Annotated in this window: 19 protein-coding genes; 6 read left to right on the top strand and 13 right to left on the bottom strand. The window is 65.5% G+C overall.

Annotation, left to right across the window (positions count from 1 at the left end; genetic code table 11):
* Positions 1 to 149 precede the first annotated feature (149 nt).
* Positions 150 to 962, bottom strand: a complete 813-nt coding sequence (locus ACQR1L_RS25910; RefSeq protein WP_434860745.1) for an ABC transporter ATP-binding protein — start codon at positions 960 to 962, stop codon at positions 150 to 152.
* Positions 963 to 1,084: 122 nt separating this feature from the next.
* On the opposite strand from ACQR1L_RS25910, the gene ACQR1L_RS25905 reads away from it, so the two are divergent.
* Together ACQR1L_RS25905 and ACQR1L_RS25900 are read left to right on the top strand one after the other, a co-directional pair.
* Positions 1,085 to 1,879: an ATP-binding cassette domain-containing protein gene (locus ACQR1L_RS25905; protein ID WP_434860744.1), complete on the top strand. Its 795-nt coding sequence runs from the start codon at positions 1,085 to 1,087 to the stop codon at positions 1,877 to 1,879.
* On the top strand, positions 1,876 to 3,432 hold the full coding sequence (locus ACQR1L_RS25900; protein WP_434860743.1) for an ABC transporter permease/substrate-binding protein: 1,557 nt from the start codon (positions 1,876 to 1,878) through the stop codon (positions 3,430 to 3,432). Before ACQR1L_RS25905 ends, ACQR1L_RS25900 begins: the two co-directional genes overlap by 4 nt.
* A gap of 185 nt (positions 3,433 to 3,617) precedes the next feature.
* Here the strand turns inward: ACQR1L_RS25900 and ACQR1L_RS25895 are convergent, their stop codons facing one another.
* Positions 3,618 to 4,013 carry a rhodanese-like domain-containing protein gene (locus ACQR1L_RS25895; RefSeq protein ID WP_434860742.1) on the bottom strand — a complete coding sequence of 132 codons (396 nt, stop codon included), beginning with the start codon at positions 4,011 to 4,013 and terminating at the stop codon, positions 3,618 to 3,620.
* A gap of 277 nt (positions 4,014 to 4,290) precedes the next feature.
* Between ACQR1L_RS25895 and ACQR1L_RS25890 the strand changes: the two genes are divergently transcribed.
* A complete protein-coding gene (locus tag ACQR1L_RS25890) occupies positions 4,291 to 5,958 on the top strand; it encodes an outer membrane protein (RefSeq protein WP_434860741.1) in 1,668 nt (555 codons plus the stop codon).
* Positions 5,959 to 6,010: 52 nt separating this feature from the next.
* Here the strand turns inward: ACQR1L_RS25890 and ACQR1L_RS25885 are convergent, their stop codons facing one another.
* From ACQR1L_RS25885 to ACQR1L_RS25875, 3 genes are all read right to left on the bottom strand, one after another.
* Positions 6,011 to 7,720: a sulfatase-like hydrolase/transferase gene (locus tag ACQR1L_RS25885; protein WP_434860740.1), complete on the bottom strand. Its 1,710-nt coding sequence runs from the start codon at positions 7,718 to 7,720 to the stop codon at positions 6,011 to 6,013.
* Positions 7,721 to 7,945: 225 nt separating this feature from the next.
* Positions 7,946 to 8,227 (bottom strand): hypothetical protein, encoded by a 282-nt coding sequence (locus tag ACQR1L_RS25880; RefSeq protein WP_434860739.1) that lies wholly within the window; start codon positions 8,225 to 8,227, stop codon positions 7,946 to 7,948.
* A 7-nt stretch (positions 8,228 to 8,234) separates the two neighbouring features.
* Positions 8,235 to 9,092 carry an SDR family oxidoreductase gene (locus ACQR1L_RS25875; protein WP_434860738.1) on the bottom strand — a complete coding sequence of 286 codons (858 nt, stop codon included), beginning with the start codon at positions 9,090 to 9,092 and terminating at the stop codon, positions 8,235 to 8,237.
* A 529-nt stretch (positions 9,093 to 9,621) separates the two neighbouring features.
* On the opposite strand from ACQR1L_RS25875, the gene ACQR1L_RS25870 reads away from it, so the two are divergent.
* Positions 9,622 to 10,734 (top strand): DUF2336 domain-containing protein, encoded by a 1,113-nt coding sequence (locus ACQR1L_RS25870; protein ID WP_434860737.1) that lies wholly within the window; start codon positions 9,622 to 9,624, stop codon positions 10,732 to 10,734.
* 345 nt (positions 10,735 to 11,079) lie between these two features.
* Here the strand turns inward: ACQR1L_RS25870 and ilvC are convergent, their stop codons facing one another.
* From ilvC to miaA, 8 genes are all read right to left on the bottom strand, one after another.
* Positions 11,080 to 12,099: a ketol-acid reductoisomerase gene (ilvC, locus tag ACQR1L_RS25865; protein ID WP_009026674.1), complete on the bottom strand. Its 1,020-nt coding sequence runs from the start codon at positions 12,097 to 12,099 to the stop codon at positions 11,080 to 11,082.
* A gap of 149 nt (positions 12,100 to 12,248) precedes the next feature.
* A complete protein-coding gene (locus tag ACQR1L_RS25860; protein ID WP_434860736.1) occupies positions 12,249 to 12,851 on the bottom strand; it encodes a LysE family translocator in 603 nt (200 codons plus the stop codon).
* 306 nt (positions 12,852 to 13,157) lie between these two features.
* The gene (locus ACQR1L_RS25855) at positions 13,158 to 13,847 is read right to left on the bottom strand and encodes a class I SAM-dependent methyltransferase (RefSeq protein WP_434860735.1); all 690 of its coding nucleotides are present in this window, start codon (positions 13,845 to 13,847) and stop codon (positions 13,158 to 13,160) included.
* A 3-nt stretch (positions 13,848 to 13,850) separates the two neighbouring features.
* Entirely contained in the window at positions 13,851 to 14,393 is a 543-nt protein-coding gene (gene ilvN, locus ACQR1L_RS25850; protein WP_434860734.1) for an acetolactate synthase small subunit, read from the bottom strand.
* A gap of 136 nt (positions 14,394 to 14,529) precedes the next feature.
* Positions 14,530 to 15,516, bottom strand: a complete 987-nt coding sequence (locus ACQR1L_RS25845) for a threonine dehydratase (RefSeq protein WP_434860733.1) — start codon at positions 15,514 to 15,516, stop codon at positions 14,530 to 14,532.
* Between the two features lie 370 nt (positions 15,517 to 15,886).
* A complete protein-coding gene (locus ACQR1L_RS25840; protein ID WP_434860732.1) occupies positions 15,887 to 17,656 on the bottom strand; it encodes an acetolactate synthase 3 large subunit in 1,770 nt (589 codons plus the stop codon).
* 180 nt (positions 17,657 to 17,836) lie between these two features.
* Complete coding sequence (locus ACQR1L_RS25835) at positions 17,837 to 18,205, bottom strand: hypothetical protein (RefSeq protein ID WP_434860731.1); 369 nt, start codon at positions 18,203 to 18,205, stop codon at positions 17,837 to 17,839.
* A 1,096-nt stretch (positions 18,206 to 19,301) separates the two neighbouring features.
* Complete coding sequence (gene miaA, locus ACQR1L_RS25830) at positions 19,302 to 20,285, bottom strand: tRNA (adenosine(37)-N6)-dimethylallyltransferase MiaA (protein ID WP_434860730.1); 984 nt, start codon at positions 20,283 to 20,285, stop codon at positions 19,302 to 19,304.
* 3 nt (positions 20,286 to 20,288) lie between these two features.
* Here miaA and serB point away from each other — a divergent pair, with 3 nt between their 5' ends.
* Positions 20,289 to 21,179: a phosphoserine phosphatase SerB gene (gene serB, locus ACQR1L_RS25825; protein WP_434860729.1), complete on the top strand. Its 891-nt coding sequence runs from the start codon at positions 20,289 to 20,291 to the stop codon at positions 21,177 to 21,179.
* 924 nt (positions 21,180 to 22,103) lie between these two features.
* Entirely contained in the window at positions 22,104 to 22,385 is a 282-nt protein-coding gene (locus ACQR1L_RS25820; RefSeq protein WP_434860728.1) for a hypothetical protein, read from the top strand.
* Positions 22,386 to 22,690 lie beyond the last annotated feature (305 nt).

Genomic DNA, 22,690 nt, shown 5'->3' with positions numbered 1-22,690 from the left:
TGGCGCGCCGGCGCAAAACCGAAATCCACCACCGAGACCCGGCGCCCGAGCACCAGTCTTTCCTGGGACCCCCACCCCCAACCCCTCCCCGCAAGGGGGAGGGGAGTCTGAGCTGAGCCCCTGGCGGACAGCCGGACCTAAACGCGCCATCACACCGCCTCCGCCTGCTTGTAGGTCTTCTCGACCTCGGCCTTCAGCGTCTGCCAGATCTCGCGGTGCAGCTCGTGGAACTCGTGCTTCATGCGCACCTCGAAGATGTCGCGCGGGCGCGGCAGGGTCACGCGCCAGTCGCCGATGATGCGCGAGGCGGGACCGGCGGACATGATGACGACGCGGTCGGCGAGTGCGATCGCCTCCTCCAGATCGTGGGTGACGAACAGCACCGCCTTGCGGTCGGCGTTCCAGAGGTCGAGCAGAAGATTGCCCATGATCTGCCGGGTCTGCGCATCCAGCGGACCGAACGGCTCGTCCATCAGGATGATGCGGGGATTGCGGATCAGCACCTGCGCAAGGCCGACACGCTTGCGCTGGCCGCCAGAGAGCATGTGCGGATAGCGGTTGCCGAAGGCGCCGAGGCCGACCGACGTCAGCCATTGCTGCGCCTTCGCGGCCGCCTCGCGCGCGGACGTGCCGGCGACCTCGAGCCCGATCGCGACATTCTCCAGCGCCGTCTTCCAGGGGAACAGCGCGTCGGCCTGGAAGAGATAGCCGGCCTCGCGGTTGAGCCCGGCGAGCGGCTGGCCGAAGATCCTGACATCGCCGGCCGCGGGCTTCAGCAGCCCGGCCGCGACGTTGAGAAGAGTGGACTTGCCGCAGCCGGTCGGCCCGACGATGGCGACGAACTCGCCGTCCGCGACCGCGAGGTCGGCCGTCTCGACGGCGGTATAGGTGCGTCCGCCAGCGAGACGGAATGCCACCGTCGTTCGCTCCAGTGCGACCGCGGCGGCCGAAGGCTGCGTCACGTCCAAGTTCCTCCCCGAAAATGGTCCGGACGGCTTAGCCGCTTGCGCCGCGAAGTTCAACGCAGGCGCGGGACGTGCTAGGTCAGTGGGAGCCGAGGCCTCCCGCGCCCGAAAAAGGCCGCATGCAACGCACGCCCCTGATCACCTACAGCAACGTTCGCAAGTCCTTCTCCGGCGCGGCGGGCGCCGTGACGGCGGTCGACGACGTCTCGCTGGAGATCGCCGAGGGCGAGTTCCTCGCGATCGTCGGCGGCTCCGGCTCCGGCAAGACCACGCTGCTGCGCCTCACCAACCGCCTGATCGAGGCCGACGGCGGCACGATCCGGATTGCCGGCGAGGACATCGGCCGCCTCGAACCGGTCAGCCTGCGCCGCCGCATCGGCAACGTGTTCCAGAACGGCGCGCTGTTTCCGCACATGACGGTTGCCGCTAATATCGGCATCACCCCCAGGCTGCTGGGCACGCCGGCGAACGAGATCGCCGCGCGCGTCGACGAGCTGCTCGGGCTCGTCCAGCTCGACCGCACAGCGCATCGCGACCGCCTGCCGCACGAGCTCTCCGGCGGCCAGCGCCAGCGCGTCGGCGTCGCCCGCGCGCTGGCCGCAAAGCCTCGGATCGTGCTGATGGACGAGCCGTTCGGCGCGCTCGACCCGCTGACGCGCGATGCGCTGGGCCAGGATTATCGCGCGCTGCACGACAAGCTCGGGCTGACGACGCTGATGATCACCCACGACATCACCGAGGCGCTGCTGCTCGCCGACCGCATCGCGGTGATGCGGACGGGCCGCCTCGTCGAGGTCGGCACGTCCGCCGAGCTTGCCGCCAGCCGCGAGGCCTATGTGACGGAGCTGATGACGACGCCGCGGCGCCAGGCCGCGCGGCTCGCGGCCCTGCTGCCCGAGAGCGGCGCCGCATGAGCCTGTTATCCGATCCGCGCTTCGCCGAGGCCCTGTCGCATCTCGCCGACTATCTCGGCAGCCATCTGCGCGTCAGCATCGCCGCGCTGGCGCTCGGCCTCGTGATCAGCTTTCCGCTGGCGCTCGTCGCGCGCAACCGCCCTGCCCTGCGCAATCTGCTGCTCGGCCTCGCCAGCGTGGTCCAGACCGTGCCAGGACTGGCGCTGCTGGCATTGTTCTATCCATTGCTGCTGGCACTGGCGGCGCTGAGCCTGCGCTGGTTCGGCGTCTCATTCTCCGCGTTCGGATTCCTCCCCGCGGTGCTGGCGCTGGCGCTGTATTCGATGCTGCCGGTGCTGCGCAACACCATCACCGGGCTTGATGGCGTCGACGCCGGCCTGATCGAGGCCGCCAAGGGCGTCGGCATGACCGAGCGCCAGGCGCTGACCATGGTCGAGCTGCCGCTGGCGCTGCCGGTGATCATGGCCGGCATCCGCACCGCCGCCGTGTGGGTGATCGGCACCGCGACCCTGTCGACGCCGATCGGCCAGACCTCGCTCGGCAACTACATCTTTGCCGGGCTGCAGACGCAGAACTGGGTTCTGGTCGTGTTCGGCTGCGTCGCCGCCGCGATGCTCGCGCTCGTGGTCGATCAATTGCTGTCGCTGATCGAGCATGGCCTGCGCACCCGCAGCCGCGCCCGCGTCGGGCTCGGCACCGCGACGATCGCGCTGATGGTCGGCCTCAGCCTGCTGCCGTCGCTGGCCGGCAGCTCGGCGCGCTACGTCATCGGCGCCAAGACCTTCACCGAGCAATATGTGCTGTCGGCGCTGATGAGCGAGCGGCTGCAAGCGGCGGGTCTCTCGGCGGCCACGCGCGCCGGGCTTGGCTCCAGCGTCATCTATGGCGCGCTGAAGAGCGGCGACATCGATCTCTATGTCGAGTATTCCGGCACGCTATGGGCCAACCAGTTTCATCATACGGAGCAGTTGCCGCGCGCCGCGCTGCTCGATGTGCTCAGGCAGGATCTCGCGAAGGACAAGGTCACCCTGCTCGGCGAACTCGGCTTCGAGAACGCCTATGCGCTGGTGATGCCGCGCAAGAAGGCCGAGGCGCTCGGCATCCGCTCGATCGATGATCTCGCCCGCCACACGCGCGAGATGTCGATCGCGGGCGACTACGAATTCTTCTCGCGTCCGGAATGGGCCGCCTTGCGCGATGCCTATGGCCTCGCCTTCCGCGCGCAGCGCCAGATGCAGCCCGACTTCATGTATGCGGCGGTCGCCGCCGGCGAGGTCGACGTCATCGCCGGCTACACCAGCGACGGGCTGATCGCGAAATATGATCTCATCGTGCTCGCAGATCCCAAACAGGCGATCCCGCCCTATGATGCGATCCTGCTGCTCTCGCCAAAGCGCGCCGACGACCACGCGCTGCAGGATGCGCTGCGCCCCCTGCTCGGCCGCATCGATATCGTCACGATGCAGCAGGCCAATCTGCGGGCGTCGGGCAGTGATGCCGAGTCCTCGCCGCAGGCGGTCGCGCGCTGGCTGTGGAGCAGGATTTCGAAGTAGAGCCCCACTGTTTCAGAGCGGTCATTGCGAGCGTAGCGACGTGTCCGCCGAAGCTCGCAGAGCGAAGGCGGAAGCAATCCAGGGGCTAAAATGCACATCGTCCGTGTCGCCCCTGGATCGCTTGGCTGACGCTCGCGATGACGGCGGGACTTGGAGCAGGCTTTCGCCTGCCCCATGCACGCAAGCTACATCCCCGGCTCGATCGGCTTGTCGACCGCGCCGCCGCTCTCCGCCCAGTCCTTGAACGCGCCGACATTGAAGACCTTGTCGTAGCCGAGATCCTGGAGGGTCTTTCCCGACAGCGCCGACCGTCCGCCGGAGGCGCAGTACAGGATGATGCTCTTGTCCTTGGCAAAGGCCTTGTCGTGATAGGGCGAGTCCGGATCGGCGCGGAATTCGAGCATGCCGCGCGAGACGTGATGAGCGCCCTCGATCTTGCCGCTCTTCTCGACCTCGGGCGCATCGCGCACGTCGAGCACCAGCGTGTTGCCCTTGGCGATCATCGCCTGCGCCTCGGCCGGCGTGATCTTCGGCACCGCGGCATTGGCCGCGGCCAGCATGTCCTTCACAGACGTCGTCATGTCGATCTCCCTTCATCCTGAGGCTTTCGAACGAGGCATCGCCCGGAAGCTTGTCATCCTCCATTCGCGGGACCTGATCACGATCAACTGTGACCCGATCACCTCGACTTGGTAGTTCCCACGGGGAACCCGACTGTTGCGGCGCAGCTACAGCCGAGAGCAGCGTGCACTGCTATGTTACCACAAATTGCATTGTGTTTCCTGGGGCGATTTTGACATGCGCCGATCGTTGCCGACCTCTTTTCTTGCCTTGAACTCAGTCCTGATCACGAGCGCAATGCTGGGCACGGTCGCTCAAGCCGCGGATCTCCCTCTGAAAGCTCCTGCTCCGATCGCCGCTCCCGCCTGGGCCGGCTTCTATGTCGGCACCGGCTTCGGCTTTCGCGCCAATGATGCCGACCTGAGCGTCAGATCGGCCACCGACACCAGCAACGCGCCGGTCATCCAGAACATGTTCGTGGCGGCGAATTGCTTTGCCGGCCTGCCCTGCGCCACGGGCCAGAGCTTCAACGCCACCGCGTTCCGCGTCAGCCCCTATGCCGGCTACAACTGGCAGTTCGGTCAGTTTGTCGCAGGCATCGAAGGCGAGTTCGGCTTTGCGGACCAGAGCCGCACCTCGGGCAGCTATTATCCGGCGCCGTCGCTGTTTCGTCCGGGCTCGACGACCAATTCGTTCATCTTCAAGACCACCTGGGACGCCAGCATCCGCGCCCGCGCCGGCTATGTGATCGACCCGAGCCTGCTGGTGTACGGCACGGCCGGCCCGTCCTGGATCCACGTCGAGACCACCTCGAACTGCAGCACGCTGACGGCCTTCGACGGCGACTGCGCGGCGGGCGGCGCCCGTGCCTTCGGTCCAGCCAACATTACCAACAGCAAGACCCTGCTCGGCTACACCGTCGGCGGCGGCCTGGAGGCCCTTCTGACGCCGAACTGGATCGCCCGCGCCGAATATCGCTATTCCGACTACGGCCGCACCTCGGACACCAACGTGCGCAGCTCGGTGAACGGCACGCAGACCGTGACCTACGACACCGCTCTGCGCACCCACACCGGGACCTTCGGCATTGCCTACAAGTTCGGCGGCGGACCGCTGGCCAGCAGCCTGGCGGCCTATGCGGCCATGCCGGAGACAGCCTCCTGGGCAGGCTTCTATGTCGGCGCCACAGCCGGCGTTCGGGCGAACAATGTGTCGTCGCGGGTCAACAAGGACGTGCTCGCGACCAGCTTCTTCACCTCGGATCTCGCGGCCAACTGCCAGTGCTTCCTCGACAGCGCCTATGACACGACCGCGGCGCGGATAGGTCCTTACATCGGCTACAACTGGCAGATCGCGCCGCGATGGGTCGTCGGCGTCGAAGGCGATGCGGCCTATGCCAGCGCGCAGGCGACGACCTACGGCTATTCCTTCCCCGGTACGGCCCTGAACGGCTCGAGCGGCGGCATGAACGACAGCTTCAGCGTCCGCACCAAATGGGACGCCAGCATCCGTGCCCGCCTCGGCTTCGTGGTCAATCCCTCGGTCATGCTCTATCTGACGGGCGGCGCCGCCTGGACGGAGATCGAGCAGACCTCGCGCTGCGACACTGCGGTCAAGGCCCTGCTCACGGCGCCCGGATTTGCCAGCGCCGAGATCGGCAGCTGTGCGCCGGGCCTGAAGAGCCCTGCCGTGATCAGCCAATCCAGCATTCGCCCCGGCTTCACCATCGGCGCCGGCGGCGAGACCAAGCTTGGCCGCAACTGGGTCCTGCGCGGCGAATATCGCTACACCGATTTTGGCACCGCCAACTTCACCAGCGCCCGCAGCTGCGCCAGCACGGCCACGTTCGATCTCCCGGGCTACGGCACCGCCGTGATCCCCTGCTTCGCAACCGAGACCATCAGCAACTCGGTCCGATTGCAGACCCATGCAGCGATGTTCGGCATCTCCTACAAGTTCGATTGAGAGCGCCCGATGGACGACGCCCCGCAACGCGCTTTGCGCGTTGTAGCGGCGGCTACAGCCCCCTGATCAGCTCGGCGTCGATCAGCATGCGGTTGAAGCGGCGGGCCTCGGCGCCGTCACCGCAGGCGTAGAACACGCCCTTGCAGCGGAGCATGATGTCCTTCTGCTCGGCAAAGGACGGATCGAGCGGAATGCCGGCGGCCTCGAGCGTGACCAGCGGCAGATAGGCGGCGTCGATCGAGTCCATCATGACCGCGCTCTGCCGCGGCTCGAAATTGACGGCGTCGATCGCGTAGTAGGTCTGATAATAGCGCGGATCATAGCTCTCCAGCTTGGCGCCGATGCCGGCTTCGTCGAGCTTGGGGTCGAGGATGTGCGGCGAGAATTCCGGCTGGTGATCACCGTAGCGCACGATCAGGAACGGCTGGTCGCCGAACCGCTTCTTCAGGCTCGCCAGGAAGCGCTGATAGTCGGATGCGCTCATCGCCTGCCGGCGCAGATATTCATCGATCGACGGCAGATTGCCCGGCGCGCGCCAGGATGGCGTCAGATCAGGCCGGAACGTCGTCTCCCAGGGGAAATGATTGGCCGCGAGATAGACGAACATGAACAGCGGCTTGTTGCGCTGCCGCTGCTGCATCAGGTCGAGCGCGGCATCATAGAAGAAGCCGTCGGGCTCGATGCCCTTGGCGCCGAGATCGCGCGCGTCGAGGAAACGGTCGACGCCGACCGTGGTCTGGAAGCTGCGCGCGTTCATGAAGGCGCCATGCGCGGGATACAGCGAGACGGTGTCGTAGCCGCATTGGCGCAGCGCCAGCGGCAGGCCGCGTTCGACACGGCCTGAGGCGATCCGCGTCACGAAATAGGCGAAGCGGCCGAACGAGCGCGACGACAGGCCGGCCAGCACGTTGTACTCGGTGAACCAGCTCGGACCGCCATTGCTCTCGGCCATGAAGCGGCGCGCCTTGCCGTCGAACGACTGGAAGTGGCTGCCATAGCCGGCGGGCACCTTGATAACGGGCGCCGAGCGGATGTCGAAGCTCGACTCGTCATGGATCAGAACGATGTTCGGCCGGCGTCCCGTCGGATGGCAGGCGTCGGGAAGCATCGCGGCCAGCTTGCGGTCGGCCGTGGCATCGGACTCCATGAAGCCATGGGCTATGAAGTCAGAGACCGCGGTGACGCCGGAGCGGGCGAATTTGGACAGATAGCCGTCATCGTAGTAGCCGCGCCAGGCTTCGTCGCGCCAGTTCAGCGAATACAAGGTCAGGGCGGCGAGGCAGGCGAGCTTGCCGGCCAGCGCCGGCAGCCGCGCAATGCGGAACGGATCGACCCACCATAGCAGTCCCATCAACGGCAGCAGGACCGCCCCCGCCACCAGCACCGACAACCGCAGATTCGGGAAGATCGTGAACAGGAAGGCGGCGCTGTCATGATCAATCAGCATGACGTCGACGAAGTTCGCAGTCATCTGCACAACGGAATGCTTCAACTGCGACAGCAGCACCAGCACGACGACCATGCTCAGCGCCAGCGCGCCCGACACCGCCGGCCGACGCAACAGCACCAGCCAGAAGCCGTTGAGAATGCCCCAGGCCAGGACGAAGCCGAGCCGGGAGCCGAAATCGGTCTCGGTGTGCAGCATCAGCGCCAGCGCTGCGACATGGGGCGCGGCGACCGCGGACATCCGCACGGCGGCAGACCGCGTCGCACTCCCGGCCGTGAGGGTCGTGATCGGTTCGTGGTTTGGCGTGAGCGACATGCGGCGGCGATACTCGGACAGGAGTGCCCCGCGCCGGCACATGCCGACAGATCGAGGAACGCGCTAGCCTGTCATGCGACCGTAATCAAATCGTCACAAATGACAACAACCGGATTCACACGGAATGTCGCGGGCGCGATCTGGCGCTGCAGCGACCGAGCGGCGCAGCGCTATCAGTTCGTCCGTTGTCGAACGTTCATTTTCGCAAGACGACGCCGGCCGGCTTCAACGGCTCGTCGCGGTCCGCTCGGAGGCGGCGGGCGGCGCCCCCTCCTCGATCAGGTGAAATTCACGCCCCAGCCGGCGTTGCACGCTCATGACTGCGCGGTCGATGTCGCTGATCAGGCTGTCGCCGAGCACGACGTGCGGAATTTCCCAGTTGCGGCCGCTGTGAACGTCGAGCGCCTGCACGGCTGGGACGCGCGCGGTCTCGCATCCCGGCTCCGCGCGGATCGCCTCCTCGACCAGGCGGGTGAGCTCCGCCTGGGTCTTGCCGGTCGTCGTCATTCCGCGATCAGCCTCGGCTCGCCGGCATCAGGCCGAGCCGTTTGGCGATGATGCGGTCGACCATCCGCTTGGGCAGCGCGCGGGCAATCCATTGTTGCAGGGCATCGGGCGCGATCTCGTCGCGCACCTTCGGTGACGGCGCGGTCAACGCCGCGAACACGCGTTCGGCAATGGTCTCGGCCGGCAGTCCGGTCTTGCCGAGATGCAGCATGTAGCCGCGGATTTTCTGCAGCGCCGGGAAATACGGCGAGGCCTGATAGGGCGACAGGTCGACCTCCTCCGCCTTGCCCCAGATCGGCGTCTTCACCGCGCCCGGTGCGATGATGACGACGTCGATGCCGAAAAGCATCAATTCGCGGCGCAGGCTCTCCGAGAGTCCCTCGAGCGCATGCTTCGAGGTCGAATACGGCGCCAGCAGCGGATTGCCGTTGCGGCCGGCGACCGAGCTGATCATCACGATGCGCCCGCGCGGCCCCGTCATGGCCGGATCGGTCCCGAGCAGCGGGGCGAACGCCTGGGTCGCGATGACCGGGCCGATGACGTTGACCTCGAGCTGATGGCGGAATTGGTCGATCGGCAGCTCCGTCAGGGGACCGGCGACCGCGATGCCGGCATTGTTGACGAGCCCCGCCAGCGCCTCGCCGTTGAGCGCCGCGCGTACCTCGCCGGCAGCAGCCTTCACGGCCGCCTCGTCGGTGACGTCGAACAGCATCGGCGCGAAGCCGGCGCCGAGCTCAGCGCGCAGCCGGTCCGCATCGGCCTGCTTGCGAACGCTGCCGAATACCCGGAAGCCGCGTGTGAGCAGCAGCTTCGAACAGGCGAAACCAATGCCGGTGGATGCCCCGGTGACGACGACGGATTTCATGGCGGCCTCAGCGCTTTATGGCGCGACTATCGCACGAGAGGCGGCAGGATGCTGGGGTTGTTTTTGACGCTTGAACTCGCATCGCCGGCGGGAGCGATCGCGCCGCCTCGGGCGTCGCCCGACGGGAGCGGGGCCGGTCCTCTCAAGAATGTGATTTAAACTTCAAAACTTGCTTCGATGTCAGCTGACGTGAAGTCGCGAGAGGCCTTCAAATCGGTTGAAGAATGGCCTCTGACCTTATGAGATCATTAACCTTTTGGTCATTTCCACTGACGCCGAAGGCCGCCCCATGCCCATCGGCCTCCTCCGCAGCTGCCTTTTGGGCCAATCTCGTGCCTGAGCCCGCGATTCCCCTTTAGACGCGTCGTGTTAATTTTCCGTCTCCGTGTTTCTCCGGAGTACTACGCCCCTTCAGCCTAACACATTGTTATCGTCCATACCGAAAACTGACCCTGCCGACAGACTGCAGTGGGGCAGAGAGCGGTCCTGCATTGCTGCTGCGCCGGCCTTCCGGACAGACGAGCGTAACGTGCAACAGCCAGAACAGCTTCCACCTTCAGAACATTCGATCATCGCCGAACTCGAGGAGGCCGTCCGTGGCGGATCCTCGGAAAAACGGGTGCACACGCTGCGCCAGGTCACCAATCTGTTCCTGCATGACGGCGAGCGCCTCAGCGAGGATCAGATCAAGGTGTTCGACAACGTGCTGTGCATGCTGGTGTCACGCGTCGAGACCCGTGCGCGCGCCGAGCTCAGCAAGCATCTTGCCCCGGTGGATTACGCCCCGGTCGAACTGATCCAGCAGCTGGCCCGCGACGACGAGATCTCGGTGGCCGAGAGCGTGCTGATGCACTCGACCCGGCTCTCGGAGCATACGCTGGTCGAGGTCGCCGCGACCAAGGGCCAGGATCACCTGATGGCGATCTCCAGCCGTCCGCATCTGACCGAGGCCGTCACCGACATCATCGTCGACCGCGGCGAGCGCCGCGTCATCCGCACGCTCGCCAACAACCAGACGGCGCGCTTCTCCGAGACCGGCTATTCCGGCATGATGGCGCATGCCGAGGACGACGACGAGCTGAGCGAGATCATCGGCCTGCGCGTCGACCTGCCCAGCAAGCACCTCCGCGACCTCCTGCGCCGCGCCACCGAATCCGTCCGCGCCAAGCTGATGGCGTCGGCGTCGCCGGCGCTGCAGAAGGAGATCAAGAAGATCCTCAAGACCATCACCGACGCCGCGCGCAGCGACGGCGGCCTGGTCGGGCGCGACTTCACGATGGCCGAAGAGGCCGTGAAGCGCATGAAGGGCTTGAACGAGCTCAACGACACCGCGATCGCCTTTTTCGCCGAGACCCGCCGCTTCAGCGAGGTCGCCGCGGCGCTGGGGCTGCTCAACAACGTTCCCACCGAGATGATGGCCAAGGTGCTGGAGGGGCCGCGCACCGACATCGTGCTGATCCCCTGCCGCGCCGCCGGGCTGGCCTGGACGGTGGTGGCGAAGATCCTGACCCACCGCCCGATCAAGCACGCCATCGACAGCGAGACACTCAAGCTCGCCGAGCGCGACTACGGCCGGCTGTCGCTCGACACGGCCCAGCGCACGCTGCGGTTCTGGATGGTGCACAACAAGGTCGACAAGTGAGCGGGCAGAGCCTGCTCCTTGACTGACTGAGGGCGTTACCCTCCGCCGCACCTCACGCCTCGCGCCACATCCTCCGCCCTTGTCCCGGCGAACGCCGGGACCCACTGCGTGAGGCGCGTTGGCGGGCACACTGAGAGTAGCCAGTCTTTCTCAACCACCAAGGCCGGTGGCTATGGATCCCGGCGTTCGCCGGGATGACAGTCTTGGCGTCGCAGGCAGCCGGGCTGAACGCCTCTGCAGTCAAGGCCCAAAACAAAAAGCCTCCGCCCTGCGAGGACGGAGGCTTTCGATCGAGCTGCAGGCCGAGACCGCGAGATCCGCAGTCCCGGCCGTCCATCACACGGCTCAGTTCTTGGTCTTGTCGACCAGCGCGCCCTTCTTGATCCAGGGCATCATGTCGCGCAGGCGGGCGCCGACTTCCTCGATCGGGTGCTGGGCGAGGCGGGCGCGGGTGGCCTTGAACGAGGACTGGTTGACCTTGTTCTCCAGCATCCAGTCGCGCGCGAAGCGGCCGGACTGGATGTCGTCGAGCACGCGCTTCATCTCGGCCTTGGTCTCGGGGGTGATGATGCGCGGGCCGGTGACGTACTCGCCATACTCCGCGGTGTTGGAGATCGAGTAGTTCATGTTGGCGATGCCGCCTTCATAGATCAGGTCGACGATCAGCTTCACCTCGTGGAGGCACTCGAAATAGGCCATCTCCGGGGCGTAGCCGGCCTCGGTCAGCGTCTCGTAGCCGGCCTTGATCAGCTCGACCAGGCCGCCGCACAGCACCGCCTGCTCGCCGAACAGGTCGGTCTCGCACTCTTCCTTGAAGGTGGTCTCGATGATGCCGGCGCGGCCGCCGCCGATCGCCGAGGCGTAGGACAGGCCGAGGTCATGGGCGTTGCCCGAGGAATCCTTGGCGATCGCGATCAGGCAGGGCACGCCGCCGCCGCGCTGGTACTCGGAGCGGACGGTGTGGCCGGGGCCCTTTGGCGCGATCATCAGCACGTCGAGATCGGCGCGCGGGTCGAGCAGGTTGAAGTGGACGTTGAGGCCGTGCGCGAAGACGAGGGCGGCGCCCTGCTTCATGTTGTCGTGCAGGTGCTCGCGGTAGATGTCGCCCTGCAGCTCGTCCGGGGTCAGCATCATCACGAGGTCGGCCCACTTGGCAGCCTCGGCGACTTCCATCACCTTGAAGCCGGCGCCTTCGGCCTTCTTGGCCGAGGCCGAGCCCTTGCGCAGCGCGATCGCGACGTCCTTGACGCCGGAATCCTTCAGGTTCAGCGCATGGGCATGGCCCTGGCTGCCGTAGCCGACGATGACGACCTTCTTGCCCTTGATCAGGTTCAGATCGGCGTCGCGATCGTAGTAGACACGCATTGTCGTTTCCTCTGTGAGATGCCGGAATTGGCTGAAAAGTCAGACGCTTGGGTGAGGCACGGGCGGCTGCGCCCGGACAAAATCCGGCCCGTGTCTAGAGCATTTTGGGCCTTGTTGGAAACCCCGATCTCGCATGGCGCCCCGATCCCTCATGCGTCCGCGAACACGGGATAGAGCGAGGCGAGCAGCAGCACCGCCATCACGATGTTGAAGCCGCGCACCGCGCGCTCGGAGCTGAGCAGCGGCCGCAGCGCGGTGCCGAACAGGGTCCAGGTGATGGTCGAGGCGACCGCCATCACGAAGCTGATCGCCACCTGCAGTGCAACATTGGCGGGAAAGCGCGCGATCGCGGCATAGGCGGTAATGGTGCTGATCACCATCACCCAGCCCTTGGCATTGACCCACTGAAACAGCGCCGCGCCCCAGAACGACATCGGCCCGCGCGAGGCGGTCTCTTCAGGTTTGGTCGATCCGGAGAAGGCGATGGCGATCGCGAGATAGATCAGATAGGCGGCGCCGAGATATTTCAGCACCTGCTGCAGCACCGGATAGGTGATGAACACGGTGGCGAGGCCGAAGCCGACGGCTCCGACCATGAAGGCGAAGCCGAAACTGACGCCCATCATGTGCGGCACGGTCCGCCGGAAGCCGTAGGTCACGCCGGACGACAGCAGCATGATGTTGTTCGGCCCGGGCGTGAACGCCATCACGAAGGCGAAGGTGACGAAGGCGATCAGGAGCTGCTGGGACATTACTCATCTGCCTCCACGTCGTCATGGCCGGGCTTGTCCCGGCCATCCACGTCGTTCAGCACGCCTGGACAGACGTGGATGCCCGGGACGAGCCCGGGCATGACGGAGTAACAAACTCCCAGGACTGCGGACCGCGACAGCTTCAGTTCACAAGATGCAATCCGGGCGAAGGAGTGCAGGTCTCTCCGCGAACACTCCCCGTGCCGCTGCCCCTCACCCCAGCCCTCTCCCCGTAAGGACGGGGAGAGGGAGCGCACCGCGTGCTGCGCAACAGCGTGCGCTCCGCCTCGACAATCGATCATCAGCTCAGCCCTGCCCCGCCGGCTTCTGCAGCACATAGGTCGCGTGCATCGGGGCGTGGTAGTCGGCGGACACCGTCATGAAGCCGACCTCGCTCAGCATACGCTCCATCACCCAGGCGAAGGTCGAGTTCTCGTCGCGCATGTGGGTGATGACGCTGTCGCGGGCGAGGTCGTGGTTCTTGATGTTGAAATCGGCCCATTGCTCGACCGAGCGCTCGGCGCCGTCGGGCATCGAGACATAGACGATGTCGCGCAGGAAGAACTGCGCGCCGGGCTTCAGCGCCGCGAAGATCCGCGCCAGCGCCACCGCCTTCCAGAAATCCGGCAGATGATGCAGCGTGAACTCGCTGGCGATCAGGTCATAGCTCGCGGGCTCGTAGGCGAACGACAGAAGGCCAGCCGAATGCATCCGCACCGCCGTGCGGCGGTCCCTGGTGTAGATCCGGGTCAGCGCCAGCATCGCCGGCGAGATGTCGATGGCGTCGACCACCGCGCCCATCAGCGCGGCTTCCGTCGCCAGCACGCCGTTGCCGCAGCCGATGTCGGCCACTCGCCAGCCCGGCCTGACGCCGAGCATCTTCAACGCGGCGCGCGCGCGCTCGTCGGCATCATCGCCGGAGCCGTAGATCGAGGCCACGGCATGATCGAGCCCGATCCGGTTGCGTTCGTTGTAGTACCAGTCGCGCGCCAGCATGGCTCACATCCCCTCCGGTCCCCGCCCGATCGCCGCGATGCCGGTCCTGGCCACTTCGACCAGGCCGAGCGGGCGCATCAGATCGATAAACTGAGTGATCTTGTCGGTGTTTCCTGTGATCTCGAACACAAAGCTCTCGGTGGTGGCGTCGATCACCCGGGCGCGGAACGCATCCGCCAGCCGCAGCGCCTCGACCCTGGGCTCGCCGATGCCGCGCACCTTGACCATCGCCAGCTCGCGCTCGATCGCGCGCTTGGTCAAGGTCATGTCGACGACGCGGTAGACCGGGACCATGCGATCGAGCTGGTGCTTGATCTGCTGGATCACCATCGGCGTGCCCGTGGTGACGATGGTGATGCGCGAGAGGTGCTTCTGGCTCTCGGTCTCGGAGACGGTGAGGCTCTCGATGTTGTAGCCACGCCCGGAGAACAGCCCGATGACGCGCGCGAGCACGCCGGGCTCGTTCTGCACCAGGACGGAGAGCGTGTGGGTCTCGTTCGGGTCGTGACGGTCTTCGATGAAATAGGCGGAGGCTGGCTGGTTCATTGGTGTCCCCATCGGATTTCAGTCGTCATGGCCGGGCTTGTCCCGGCCATCCACGTCGAGCGGCGCGCTCGCGGCTCGTGGATGCCCGGGTCAAGCCCGGGCATGACGGCGTTGTTTGTGGTGCGCAGGGTGCGCCTCATGCGGCACCCGCCTTCTCAGTTTCAGCGGCCGCCGGCATCACCCAGCGCCTGAACAGGTCGAGATCGATGTTGCCGCCGGTCAGCACCAGGCCGACGCGTTTGCCGGCCAGCTTGGGCTTCTCTTGCAAGGCGGCCGCGAGCGAGGCCGCGCCGGCGCCTTCGGCGAGATTGTGCGTGTCGGTCCAGAAGATGCGCACGGCCTCGGCGATCTCGGCATCGCTGACCTGCACGATGCGCGAGGCGCCCTTCAGGATGATCGCGAGCGCATCCGCATCCGGGCTGCGAGTCGCGAGCCCGTCGGCATGGGTGTCGGCGCTGTTGGTCGTGACGACGGTCCGTGCCGCGAACGACAGCGCATAGGACGGCGCCCCCGTCGACTGCACGCCGACGATCTCGGTCTTCAGTCCGAGCAGATCGCGCGCCAGGATGCAGCCGCAGATGCCCGAGCCCTGTCCTACCGACACATAGAGCACGTCGAGATCAGGAGCAGCGCGCAGCAGCTCCAGCGCGTAGGTCGCGACGCCGCGCACCAGATCCGGATGGAACGACGGCACCATGTGCAGGCCGTCGCGCGCAGCGTGGCGGCCGGCCTCCTCGCGCGATTCCTGGAAGTCGCTGCCGTGCTCGATCAGCTCGGCGCCGAACGCCGCCATCGCGCGGTTCTTCTCGACCGAATTGCCTCTGGGCACGTAGATCGTCACCGGCAGCCCATTGCGCCGGCCGGCGAACGCAACGCTCTGGCCGTGATTGCCGCGGGTCGCGGTGATCAGCCCGCGGACATCCGGCTGCGTGTGCTTGAGATTGTCGACGTAAACGAGGCCGCCGCGCACCTTGAAAGCGCCGGCCGGCGTATGGTTCTCGTGCTTGACGACGACCTCAGTCCCCAGCCGCTGCGCCAGCAGCGGCCACGCATGCGCCGGCGTCGCCGGCACGGCAGTGCCGACGATGGCGTGGGCGGCTTCGAGCTCAGCTAATGTGAACATGGGACTGCTCATGTTTGTCGAGCTCGCAACCGCGAGCGCCGCTGCGCCCCCTCTCCCCGTTCTTACGGGGAGAGGGTTGGGGTGAGGGGCAACCACACCCACCGACCGTGCGGAGAGCCCCCCTCACCCGAATTGCATCTGGCGATGCAATCCGACCTCTCAGCGCGAGCGAAGCTCGTCGCGCCCCCGCACGCGGGGAGAGGTGAACAGCGCCGCTGCCGCACCACCGCGTCATGCCCGCGAAGGCGGGCATCCAGTACGCCGCGGCGGTCGTGGCACTCACGACGGCCGCGGCGTACTGGATCGCCCGGTCAAGCCGGGCGATGACAGCGGAGTGTGGAGAGGCCGGTGTGCTCACGATCGCTCGTCCTCACACCAGCGCCTTGCCGCCCGCGAACGCGGCGGCCGGATCGCTCGCCTCGGCCGGCAGGATCATCTCGTTGTGCGCCTTGCCCGACGGAATCATCGGGAAGCAGTTTTCCAGCGCCGCGACGCGACAGTCGAACAGCACCGGCTTCCTGACCGAGATCATCTCCTTGATCGCGCCGTCGAGATCGCCCGGCTTGCTCACCTGCAATCCGACGCCGCCATAGGCCTCCGCCAGCTTGACGAAGTCCGGCAGCGCCTCCGAGTAGGAATGCGACAGGCGGTTGCCGTGCAGGAGCTGCTGCCACTGCCGCACCATGCCCATGTACTGGTTGTTCAGGATGAAGATCTTGACCGGCAGCTCGTACTGCACGGCCGTCGACATCTCCTGCATCGTCATCTGCACCGAGGCATCGCCGCCGATGTCGATGACCAAGCTGTCGGGATGCGCGACCTGGACGCCGATCGCCGCCGGCAGGCCATAGCCCATGGTGCCGAGGCCGCCCGAGGTCATCCAGCGGTGCGGCTCCTCGAAACCGTAGAACTGCGCCGCCCACATCTGGTGCTGGCCGACCTCGGTCGTGATGTAGGTGTCGCGGCCGCGTGTCAGCTCGAACAGCCGCTGGATCGCATATTGCGGCATGATGACGTCGCGGTTCGGCTTGTAGGCGAGCGAGTTGCGCGCGCGCCAGACGGCGATCTCCTGCCACCACGACTTGATATCGGGCTTCTTCGCCTCCGCCTTGAACACCTGCAGGATGTCGGCGAGCACGTCGCCGCAATCGCCGATGATCGGCACGTCGACGCGGATGTTCTTGTTGATCGAGGACGGATCGATGTCGATGTGGATCTTTTTCGAGTTCGGCGAGAACGCGTCGGTGCGGCCGGTGATGCGGTCGTCGAAGCGCGCGCCGACGCACAGCATGACGTCGCAATCATGCATCGTCATGTTGGCCTCGTAGGTGCCGTGCATGCCGAGCATGCCGAGCCAGTTCGGGCCCGACGCCGGATAGGCGCCCAGCCCCATCAGGGTCGAGGTGATCGGAAAGCCGGTGACCTCCACCAGCTCGCGCAGCAGCCGCGATGCCTCCGCGCCCGAATTGATGACGCCGCCGCCGGAATAGATCACCGGCCGCTTGGCCGAGGCCAACAGCGCGACGGCCTTGCGGATCTGCATCGCATCGCCCTTGACGCGCGGCGCGTAGGAGACGTGGACGTCGGACTTGCGCGGCGGATGATAGGTGCCGGTCGCGAACTGCACGTCCTTCGGCACGTCGACGACGACCGGGCCGGGGCGGCCGGAGGTCGCGACATAGAACGCCTCGTGCAGCACCTTGGCGAGATCGTTGACGTTGCGGACCAGCCAATTGTGCTTGGTGCAGGGCCGGGTGATGCCGACGGTGTCGCACTCCTGGAAGGCGTCGTTGCCGATCAGATGCGTCGGCACCTGACCGGTGATGCAGACCAGCGGGATCGAATCCATCATCGCATCCGCCAGCGGCGTCACCATGTTGGTGGCCCCGGGACCCGAGGTCACCAGCACGACGCCCGGCTTGCCGGTCGAACGCGCATAGCCCTCGGCGGCGTGGCCGGCGCCCTGCTCGTGGCGAACCAGGATGTGCTCGACCTCGCTCTGCTGGAAGATCTCGTCATAGATCGGAAGCACCGCGCCGCCGGGATAGCCGAAGATGTGCTGCACGCCGTGGTCGATGAGCGCGCGCACGATCATCGCAGCGCCGGTCATCTGGTTCGGATCGTGGCTCTTGTCGGTCATGGCAGGCTCCGGATCGCTGGTCTCAGCGGGTGGTCGTTTGGTCGGTCGGTTCGGTCTGGCTTGGGCGGCTGTCTTGGTTCGGCTTGTCTTGGGTCGCTTGGTTCAGGATCGGTGGTGGCTTCCGGGCAATAAAAAAGGGCCCTGGAAGGCCCTGCGCACCGCTCGGATTTTGGATGGCCGCTAGCCATCCCCGGCGATGCGCCTGGGTACGACTACGATAAGGAGAATGGCAATAAAATTGCGCATGACGGCGAGCTGGCTTCCCAAAGGTTGCGCGAACATAACCATGGTTACCTTGATGTCAAGGCAAAGCGAGGCTCGTTGGCGCGATTTTGTCAAGGTAGCGCGGAATTTGCGGTTCGGCGAGCGGTAATTTGGACCGTCGCGCATGGCCGGTTCCACATCGAGAAGATCAACGGGCCGCTCTTGCGTGTGGCTGTGGAAGCGCCGGTCGAACTGAGTCGCCGTTGCAATGTGGGATAGCCTCCATTGATGCCGGAGGGATTCGTTGCCGAAGTGATTAGGGATGACCAATTCCTCGATCGTCAAGCCGTTGATGATGTTGAGAAGGCTCTCTCGGAGCTTGTGGAGAGGTCAAAGAAGCTCATCTAATCAATGAGATAGATACACGAATAGCACTGGCTATAGCGAACGAAGTCCTAATTGGATCCGCACAAGAAGAAGATATTAAGGGATTCGAGTGCAGGCTCGAAGTTAAGCCGGGTCGTTCAATGGCCCTGTGAAACGGGGAGAGGCGTTACCAGCACCCCTCCCCATTCCCTTCTCATCCTAAGGAGGCATCATCCAATGCCCACTCCTCACGATGATTTCTGGCACTTCGTCGAGATAGTGATCGACGTACTCAAGCTTATCCTGTTGATCTTCCGCAGATAAGTTTCACTAGAGACGAAGGAAGGCCCCGGACCTCCGGGGCCTTTTTCGTTTGTATTCACGGTGTGGACGCTAGGGCGGGGTAGTTAATGAGGAGTTGATCACGGTGTATTAAATTACCATCGAGCTGAATTTAGTTGACGTCTGGTTACCTGGCTAATGCACAGATGCCGTGGTCCAGTCGTTTTGACGATCCGTTCCCTCTCCCCGATGGAAGAACCGCAGGAACCTTGCGGGACGCAGCGAACTATTTCGTTTCGCTTCCAAAGGCCGAGCAGAAGCATCGCGCCTGCAAACAGCGATCGGGACTTAATCGGCGCCGCAGAGGGCAAGACTTGATTCTGCATGTACGGATCACGATGAAGCAGGCGCCTGCGCCGCAGCCGCCGAAGAGGCAGGTGAAAAGCCACCGGATAATTCGATAGACAGGTTGCGATCGGAGCCAACTCAGTCATACTGCACGTCGCCTCATGACCTGACGGGGGTCCACACGCGACTTTAGCTGCTCTGAAGAGCAGCATCGCTAACCTGTGTCCATGAGATGAACGATCCCCTCTACTTGGCGGCGCTCGCTGCACTCATCGTTGCCGTATCCCGCTTCATTTCTGCTGTCGAACAGATTGCGAGGTTCATCTGGACTGTCACGTCCGGAAGACGCCAACGATCCGTCGCACAGAGGAAGCGACAACCAGAGACATGAGCGTCGAACCCGAGATCGCGCGTCACGCTGGGCGCTAGGGCCGGGAAGCTCGACTCACACCTCTCCTCTAGGCTCCTGGTTCGCGCTCTGCGCGTCCCGGAACGGCGATTGGGATGGGTTACTATCGAGCCGCCCCCATTCCTTTGCCGCCTCCGGGCTCATCCATTCGAACTCCGGCAGCTGATGCCGAAACCAGGTGAACTGCCGCTTGGCGTAATGCCGCGTGTCCGCCTTGCCGATGGTGGCCGCCTCCTCGCGCGTGATCTCGCCCCGGAGAGAACGGATCAGCGCCGGCACGCCGTGAGCCTTCATCGCCGGTAGCAGCGGATCGAGGCCGCGCGCGGCGAGCCGTTCGACCTCCGCCAGCGCGCCGGCCTCCAGCATCGCCTCGAACCGCGCATCGATCCGCGCATACAGCGCCTCCCGCTCCGGCGCGATGAACACGCCCTGGTAGCTCCCCTCCGGCAGCAGCGGTGGCGTCGTCTCCGCGTGCCAGTCGGCCAATGGCCGACCGGTCGCCTCGATCACCTCCAGCGCCCGGGCCACCCGAGTACGGTCGCGGACGTTCAGCCGCGCCCCCGCCGCCGGATCGCGGCGCGCCAGTTCGGCATGCAGTGCCTCGACACCATCGCGCTCGAGCCTTTCGCGCACCGCGTCACGCACCTCCTCCGGCACCGGCGGCACCGCCGACAGCCCCCGCGTCAGCGCCTTGAAGTACAGCCCGGTGCCGCCAATGAAGATCGGCAGCCGCCCTGCCCCCAGCACCTCATCAAGCACCTCGGCGGCATCACGGACAAAATGGCCGGCCGAGTAGTTCACGGCGGCATCGACGTGGCCGTACAGCCGGTGCGGCACTGCGGCCTCTTCCTCGACTGTCGGCCGCGCCGTCAGCACCCTCAGATCGCGGTAGATCTGCATGGAATCGGTATTGATGACGACCCCGCCCGCTTTTTGCGCAAGTTCCATCGCCAGCGCCGACTTGCCGCTGGCGGTCGGCCCTGCGATAAGCACGGCTTTGTTGATCCCTGGCAAAGTCACCTGATGTCTCTCGTCGCCACCTTCATCTGCAATCCCGCCGATCCCGCACTTGATACCACGATCGTGGAGGCCTTCCTGGCCGTGCTGCCATCGCCGGGCACGCCGCGCTGGCTTTTCGACGAGGTCGCGATCGACATCCCGTTCTCGCATGACGGCGAGGTCCACAAGCTCGAGGCGCGGCTGCGCGACCTGCGCGGCGACATGCCGATCGACATCGTCGTGCAGGCGGAAGCCTTCCGGCGCAAGAAGCTTTTTCTGGCGGACATGGACAGCACCATGATCGGCCAGGAATGCATCGACGAGCTGGCCGATTTTGCCGGGCTGAAGCCGAAGGTCGCCGCCATCACCGAGCGCGCTATGCGCGGCGAGATCGCCTTCGAGCCGGCGCTGCGCGAGCGCGTCGCGCTGCTGAAGGACCTACCGGTCAGCGTCGTCGACGAGGTGCTCGCCAAGCGCATCAAGCTGACGCCGGGCGCCCGCCAGCTCGTGATGACGATGCGCGCGCATGGCGCCTATACCTGCCTGATCTCCGGCGGCTTCACGCTGTTCACCAATGCGGTCGCGGCCAAGATCGGCTTCCAGGAGAACCGCGCCAACGAGCTCGTCATCGACGCCGGCAAGCTGACCGGCGAGGTGCGCGAGCCGATCATCGGCCGCGACGCCAAGCTCGCCACCTTGGTCGAGCTGCGCGAGTCGTTCGACGTCGACGAGATCGACACGCTCGCGGTCGGCGACGGCGCCAACGACCTCGGCATGATCGAGGCGGCCGGCCTCGGCGTCGCCTATCACGCCAAGCCCGCCGTCTCCGCCGCCGCCTCCGCCCGCATCGACCACGGCGACCTCACCGCCCTGCTCTACGCCCAAGGCTACACGCGCGATCAGTTCGTGGATTGATACCAATAAGCGCAAGCGAGGACGCCGCGCCCCTTCCACCGTCATTGCGAGCGCAGCGACCCAGGGTCTCCTGCATCTTTCGTGAGACCCGCATGTCGCTGCGCTCATGCTGGCTACGGCAAAGCATGTGCGGCAAAAACTCGGTGTCATGCCCGCGCGGGCGGGCATCCAGTACGCCGCGGCGCCTCGGGTCGATCACGACCGTCCCAGCGTACTGGATCGTCCGCCTTCGCGGACGATGACGGCGGAGAGTGACGCGAGCTGCTTGCCCAAACCGTCATTGCGAGCGTAGCGAAGCAATCCAGAGTCCTCGCGCAGCCCTGGATTGCTTCGCTGCGCTCGCAAGGACGGGGAGGTGGTGGTTGCGCACTGACCTGATGCGAGATTGCGTATGCGGCAGCGGCAAACTCCGCCGTCGTCCCGGCCTTGAGCCGGGACCCAGAGCCACAGGGTATAGTTCGAGGCAAGCGCGTAGTTGACATAGCGCTCATTGCGACGGCCGCGGAGTATGGGTCCCGGCTCAAGGCCGGGACGACACTGTTGGTCGTCGAGCGAGCTGGGCAGTCACCGCCGCGCTCGCAATGGTGGAGCCACATCCAACGCCTAAAGTCGCAGGCCCATTAGACGAGTCGCATGCGGTCTGCCGAGCGCTTGCGACATCACTTGCTGCAACCGTAGAGTTTTATTTCATTTCAGCGCGCGCCCACGCAACACCATGCCGCGTCGTTTCAGATCGCAGATCACCTCATTCGACGATCGCATGAATACTGGTACCAAGCTGCCTTTTCGCTTCCATCAACAATCAATGAATTGTCAAACACCCCGCGTATAACCTAAAAGCGAAAACGTCTTGAGGGAGCGTCCAAGGAAACGAACCACGGTTGCGCGTGACGCAATCGATCCTCGTATCCAAAGGACCCCTCGATGACCTTGACCAAGACCTTCGCCACCGCGGCTGTTCTCGCGGTTTCGCTCGCCGCCGGCGCCGCTTTCGCGGACGAGCGTCCGACCTTCGAAGTCGCCTCGATCCCAGCTACGCCGCATCAGCTCGCCGTCGTTGGCGCCTCCGGCGCCGAAGAGCAGGCCCCGGTTGCCGATCTCACCCGCGCGGGCATGCCCGCCACGCCGCTGCAGCTCGCGGTTCTCACGCCCCACCGCCGCAGCGCGGCCCTCGCGCCGGCCACCATCGGCAACGCGCGCAACTGATCGCAGCTCCGCGACACGTCCATGAGACAGGCCGCGCGCTCCGCCTCGCGGAGTGGCGCGGCCTCTCCGGCTGTGCACAGCCGCCTGCACCAGGGCCCATCAGACGCCTGGCGGCAACGTCATTCTGCTAAAAATAATCAGCTTGCTATTTTTCGGAAATCATGCTTATCTCCGCGCATCCCGCCTCATCGCAGAGGGGCGTTGCGCGCGATCGTCACGACACGCGAGGCGGGGATGCGATGGCCGCGACCGAGCCGCAGCGTGTCTTCGGACGCGCCGACGAACGGCTTGGCTGCGGACGTGAA

The sequence above is a fragment of the Bradyrhizobium sp. HKCCYLR20261 genome, assembly GCF_051168435.1.
Classification (GTDB): domain Bacteria; phylum Pseudomonadota; class Alphaproteobacteria; order Rhizobiales; family Xanthobacteraceae; genus Bradyrhizobium.
The sequence above is the reverse complement of the archived record's forward strand: the minus strand, read 5'-3'. Positions and strand labels throughout refer to the sequence as shown.

Excerpts from the sequence above, each read along its gene's own strand:
- ACQR1L_RS25890 (WP_434860741.1), top strand. The coding sequence starts at position 4,291 with ATGCTGGGCACGGTCGCTCAAGCCGCGGATCTCCCTCTGAAAGCTCCT.
- ACQR1L_RS25900 (WP_434860743.1), top strand. The coding sequence starts at position 1,876 with ATGAGCCTGTTATCCGATCCGCGCTTCGCCGAGGCCCTGTCGCATCTC.
- ilvN (WP_434860734.1), bottom strand. The coding sequence starts at position 14,393 with ATGAACCAGCCAGCCTCCGCCTATTTCATCGAAGACCGTCACGACCCG.
- ACQR1L_RS25885 (WP_434860740.1), bottom strand. The coding sequence starts at position 7,720 with ATGTCGCTCACGCCAAACCACGAACCGATCACGACCCTCACGGCCGGG.
- ACQR1L_RS25880 (WP_434860739.1), bottom strand. The coding sequence starts at position 8,227 with ATGACGACGACCGGCAAGACCCAGGCGGAGCTCACCCGCCTGGTCGAG.
- ACQR1L_RS25875 (WP_434860738.1), bottom strand. The coding sequence starts at position 9,092 with ATGAAATCCGTCGTCGTCACCGGGGCATCCACCGGCATTGGTTTCGCC.
- ACQR1L_RS25895 (WP_434860742.1), bottom strand. The coding sequence starts at position 4,013 with ATGACGACGTCTGTGAAGGACATGCTGGCCGCGGCCAATGCCGCGGTG.
- ACQR1L_RS25860 (WP_434860736.1), bottom strand. The coding sequence starts at position 12,851 with ATGTCCCAGCAGCTCCTGATCGCCTTCGTCACCTTCGCCTTCGTGATG.
- ACQR1L_RS25820 (WP_434860728.1), top strand. The coding sequence starts at position 22,104 with ATGACCTTGACCAAGACCTTCGCCACCGCGGCTGTTCTCGCGGTTTCG.
- ACQR1L_RS25845 (WP_434860733.1), bottom strand. The coding sequence starts at position 15,516 with ATGTTCACATTAGCTGAGCTCGAAGCCGCCCACGCCATCGTCGGCACT.
- ACQR1L_RS25905 (WP_434860744.1), top strand. The coding sequence starts at position 1,085 with ATGCAACGCACGCCCCTGATCACCTACAGCAACGTTCGCAAGTCCTTC.
- ACQR1L_RS25840 (WP_434860732.1), bottom strand. The coding sequence starts at position 17,656 with ATGACCGACAAGAGCCACGATCCGAACCAGATGACCGGCGCTGCGATG.
- serB (WP_434860729.1), top strand. The coding sequence starts at position 20,289 with ATGTCTCTCGTCGCCACCTTCATCTGCAATCCCGCCGATCCCGCACTT.
- ilvC (WP_009026674.1), bottom strand. The coding sequence starts at position 12,099 with ATGCGTGTCTACTACGATCGCGACGCCGATCTGAACCTGATCAAGGGC.
- ACQR1L_RS25855 (WP_434860735.1), bottom strand. The coding sequence starts at position 13,847 with ATGCTGGCGCGCGACTGGTACTACAACGAACGCAACCGGATCGGGCTC.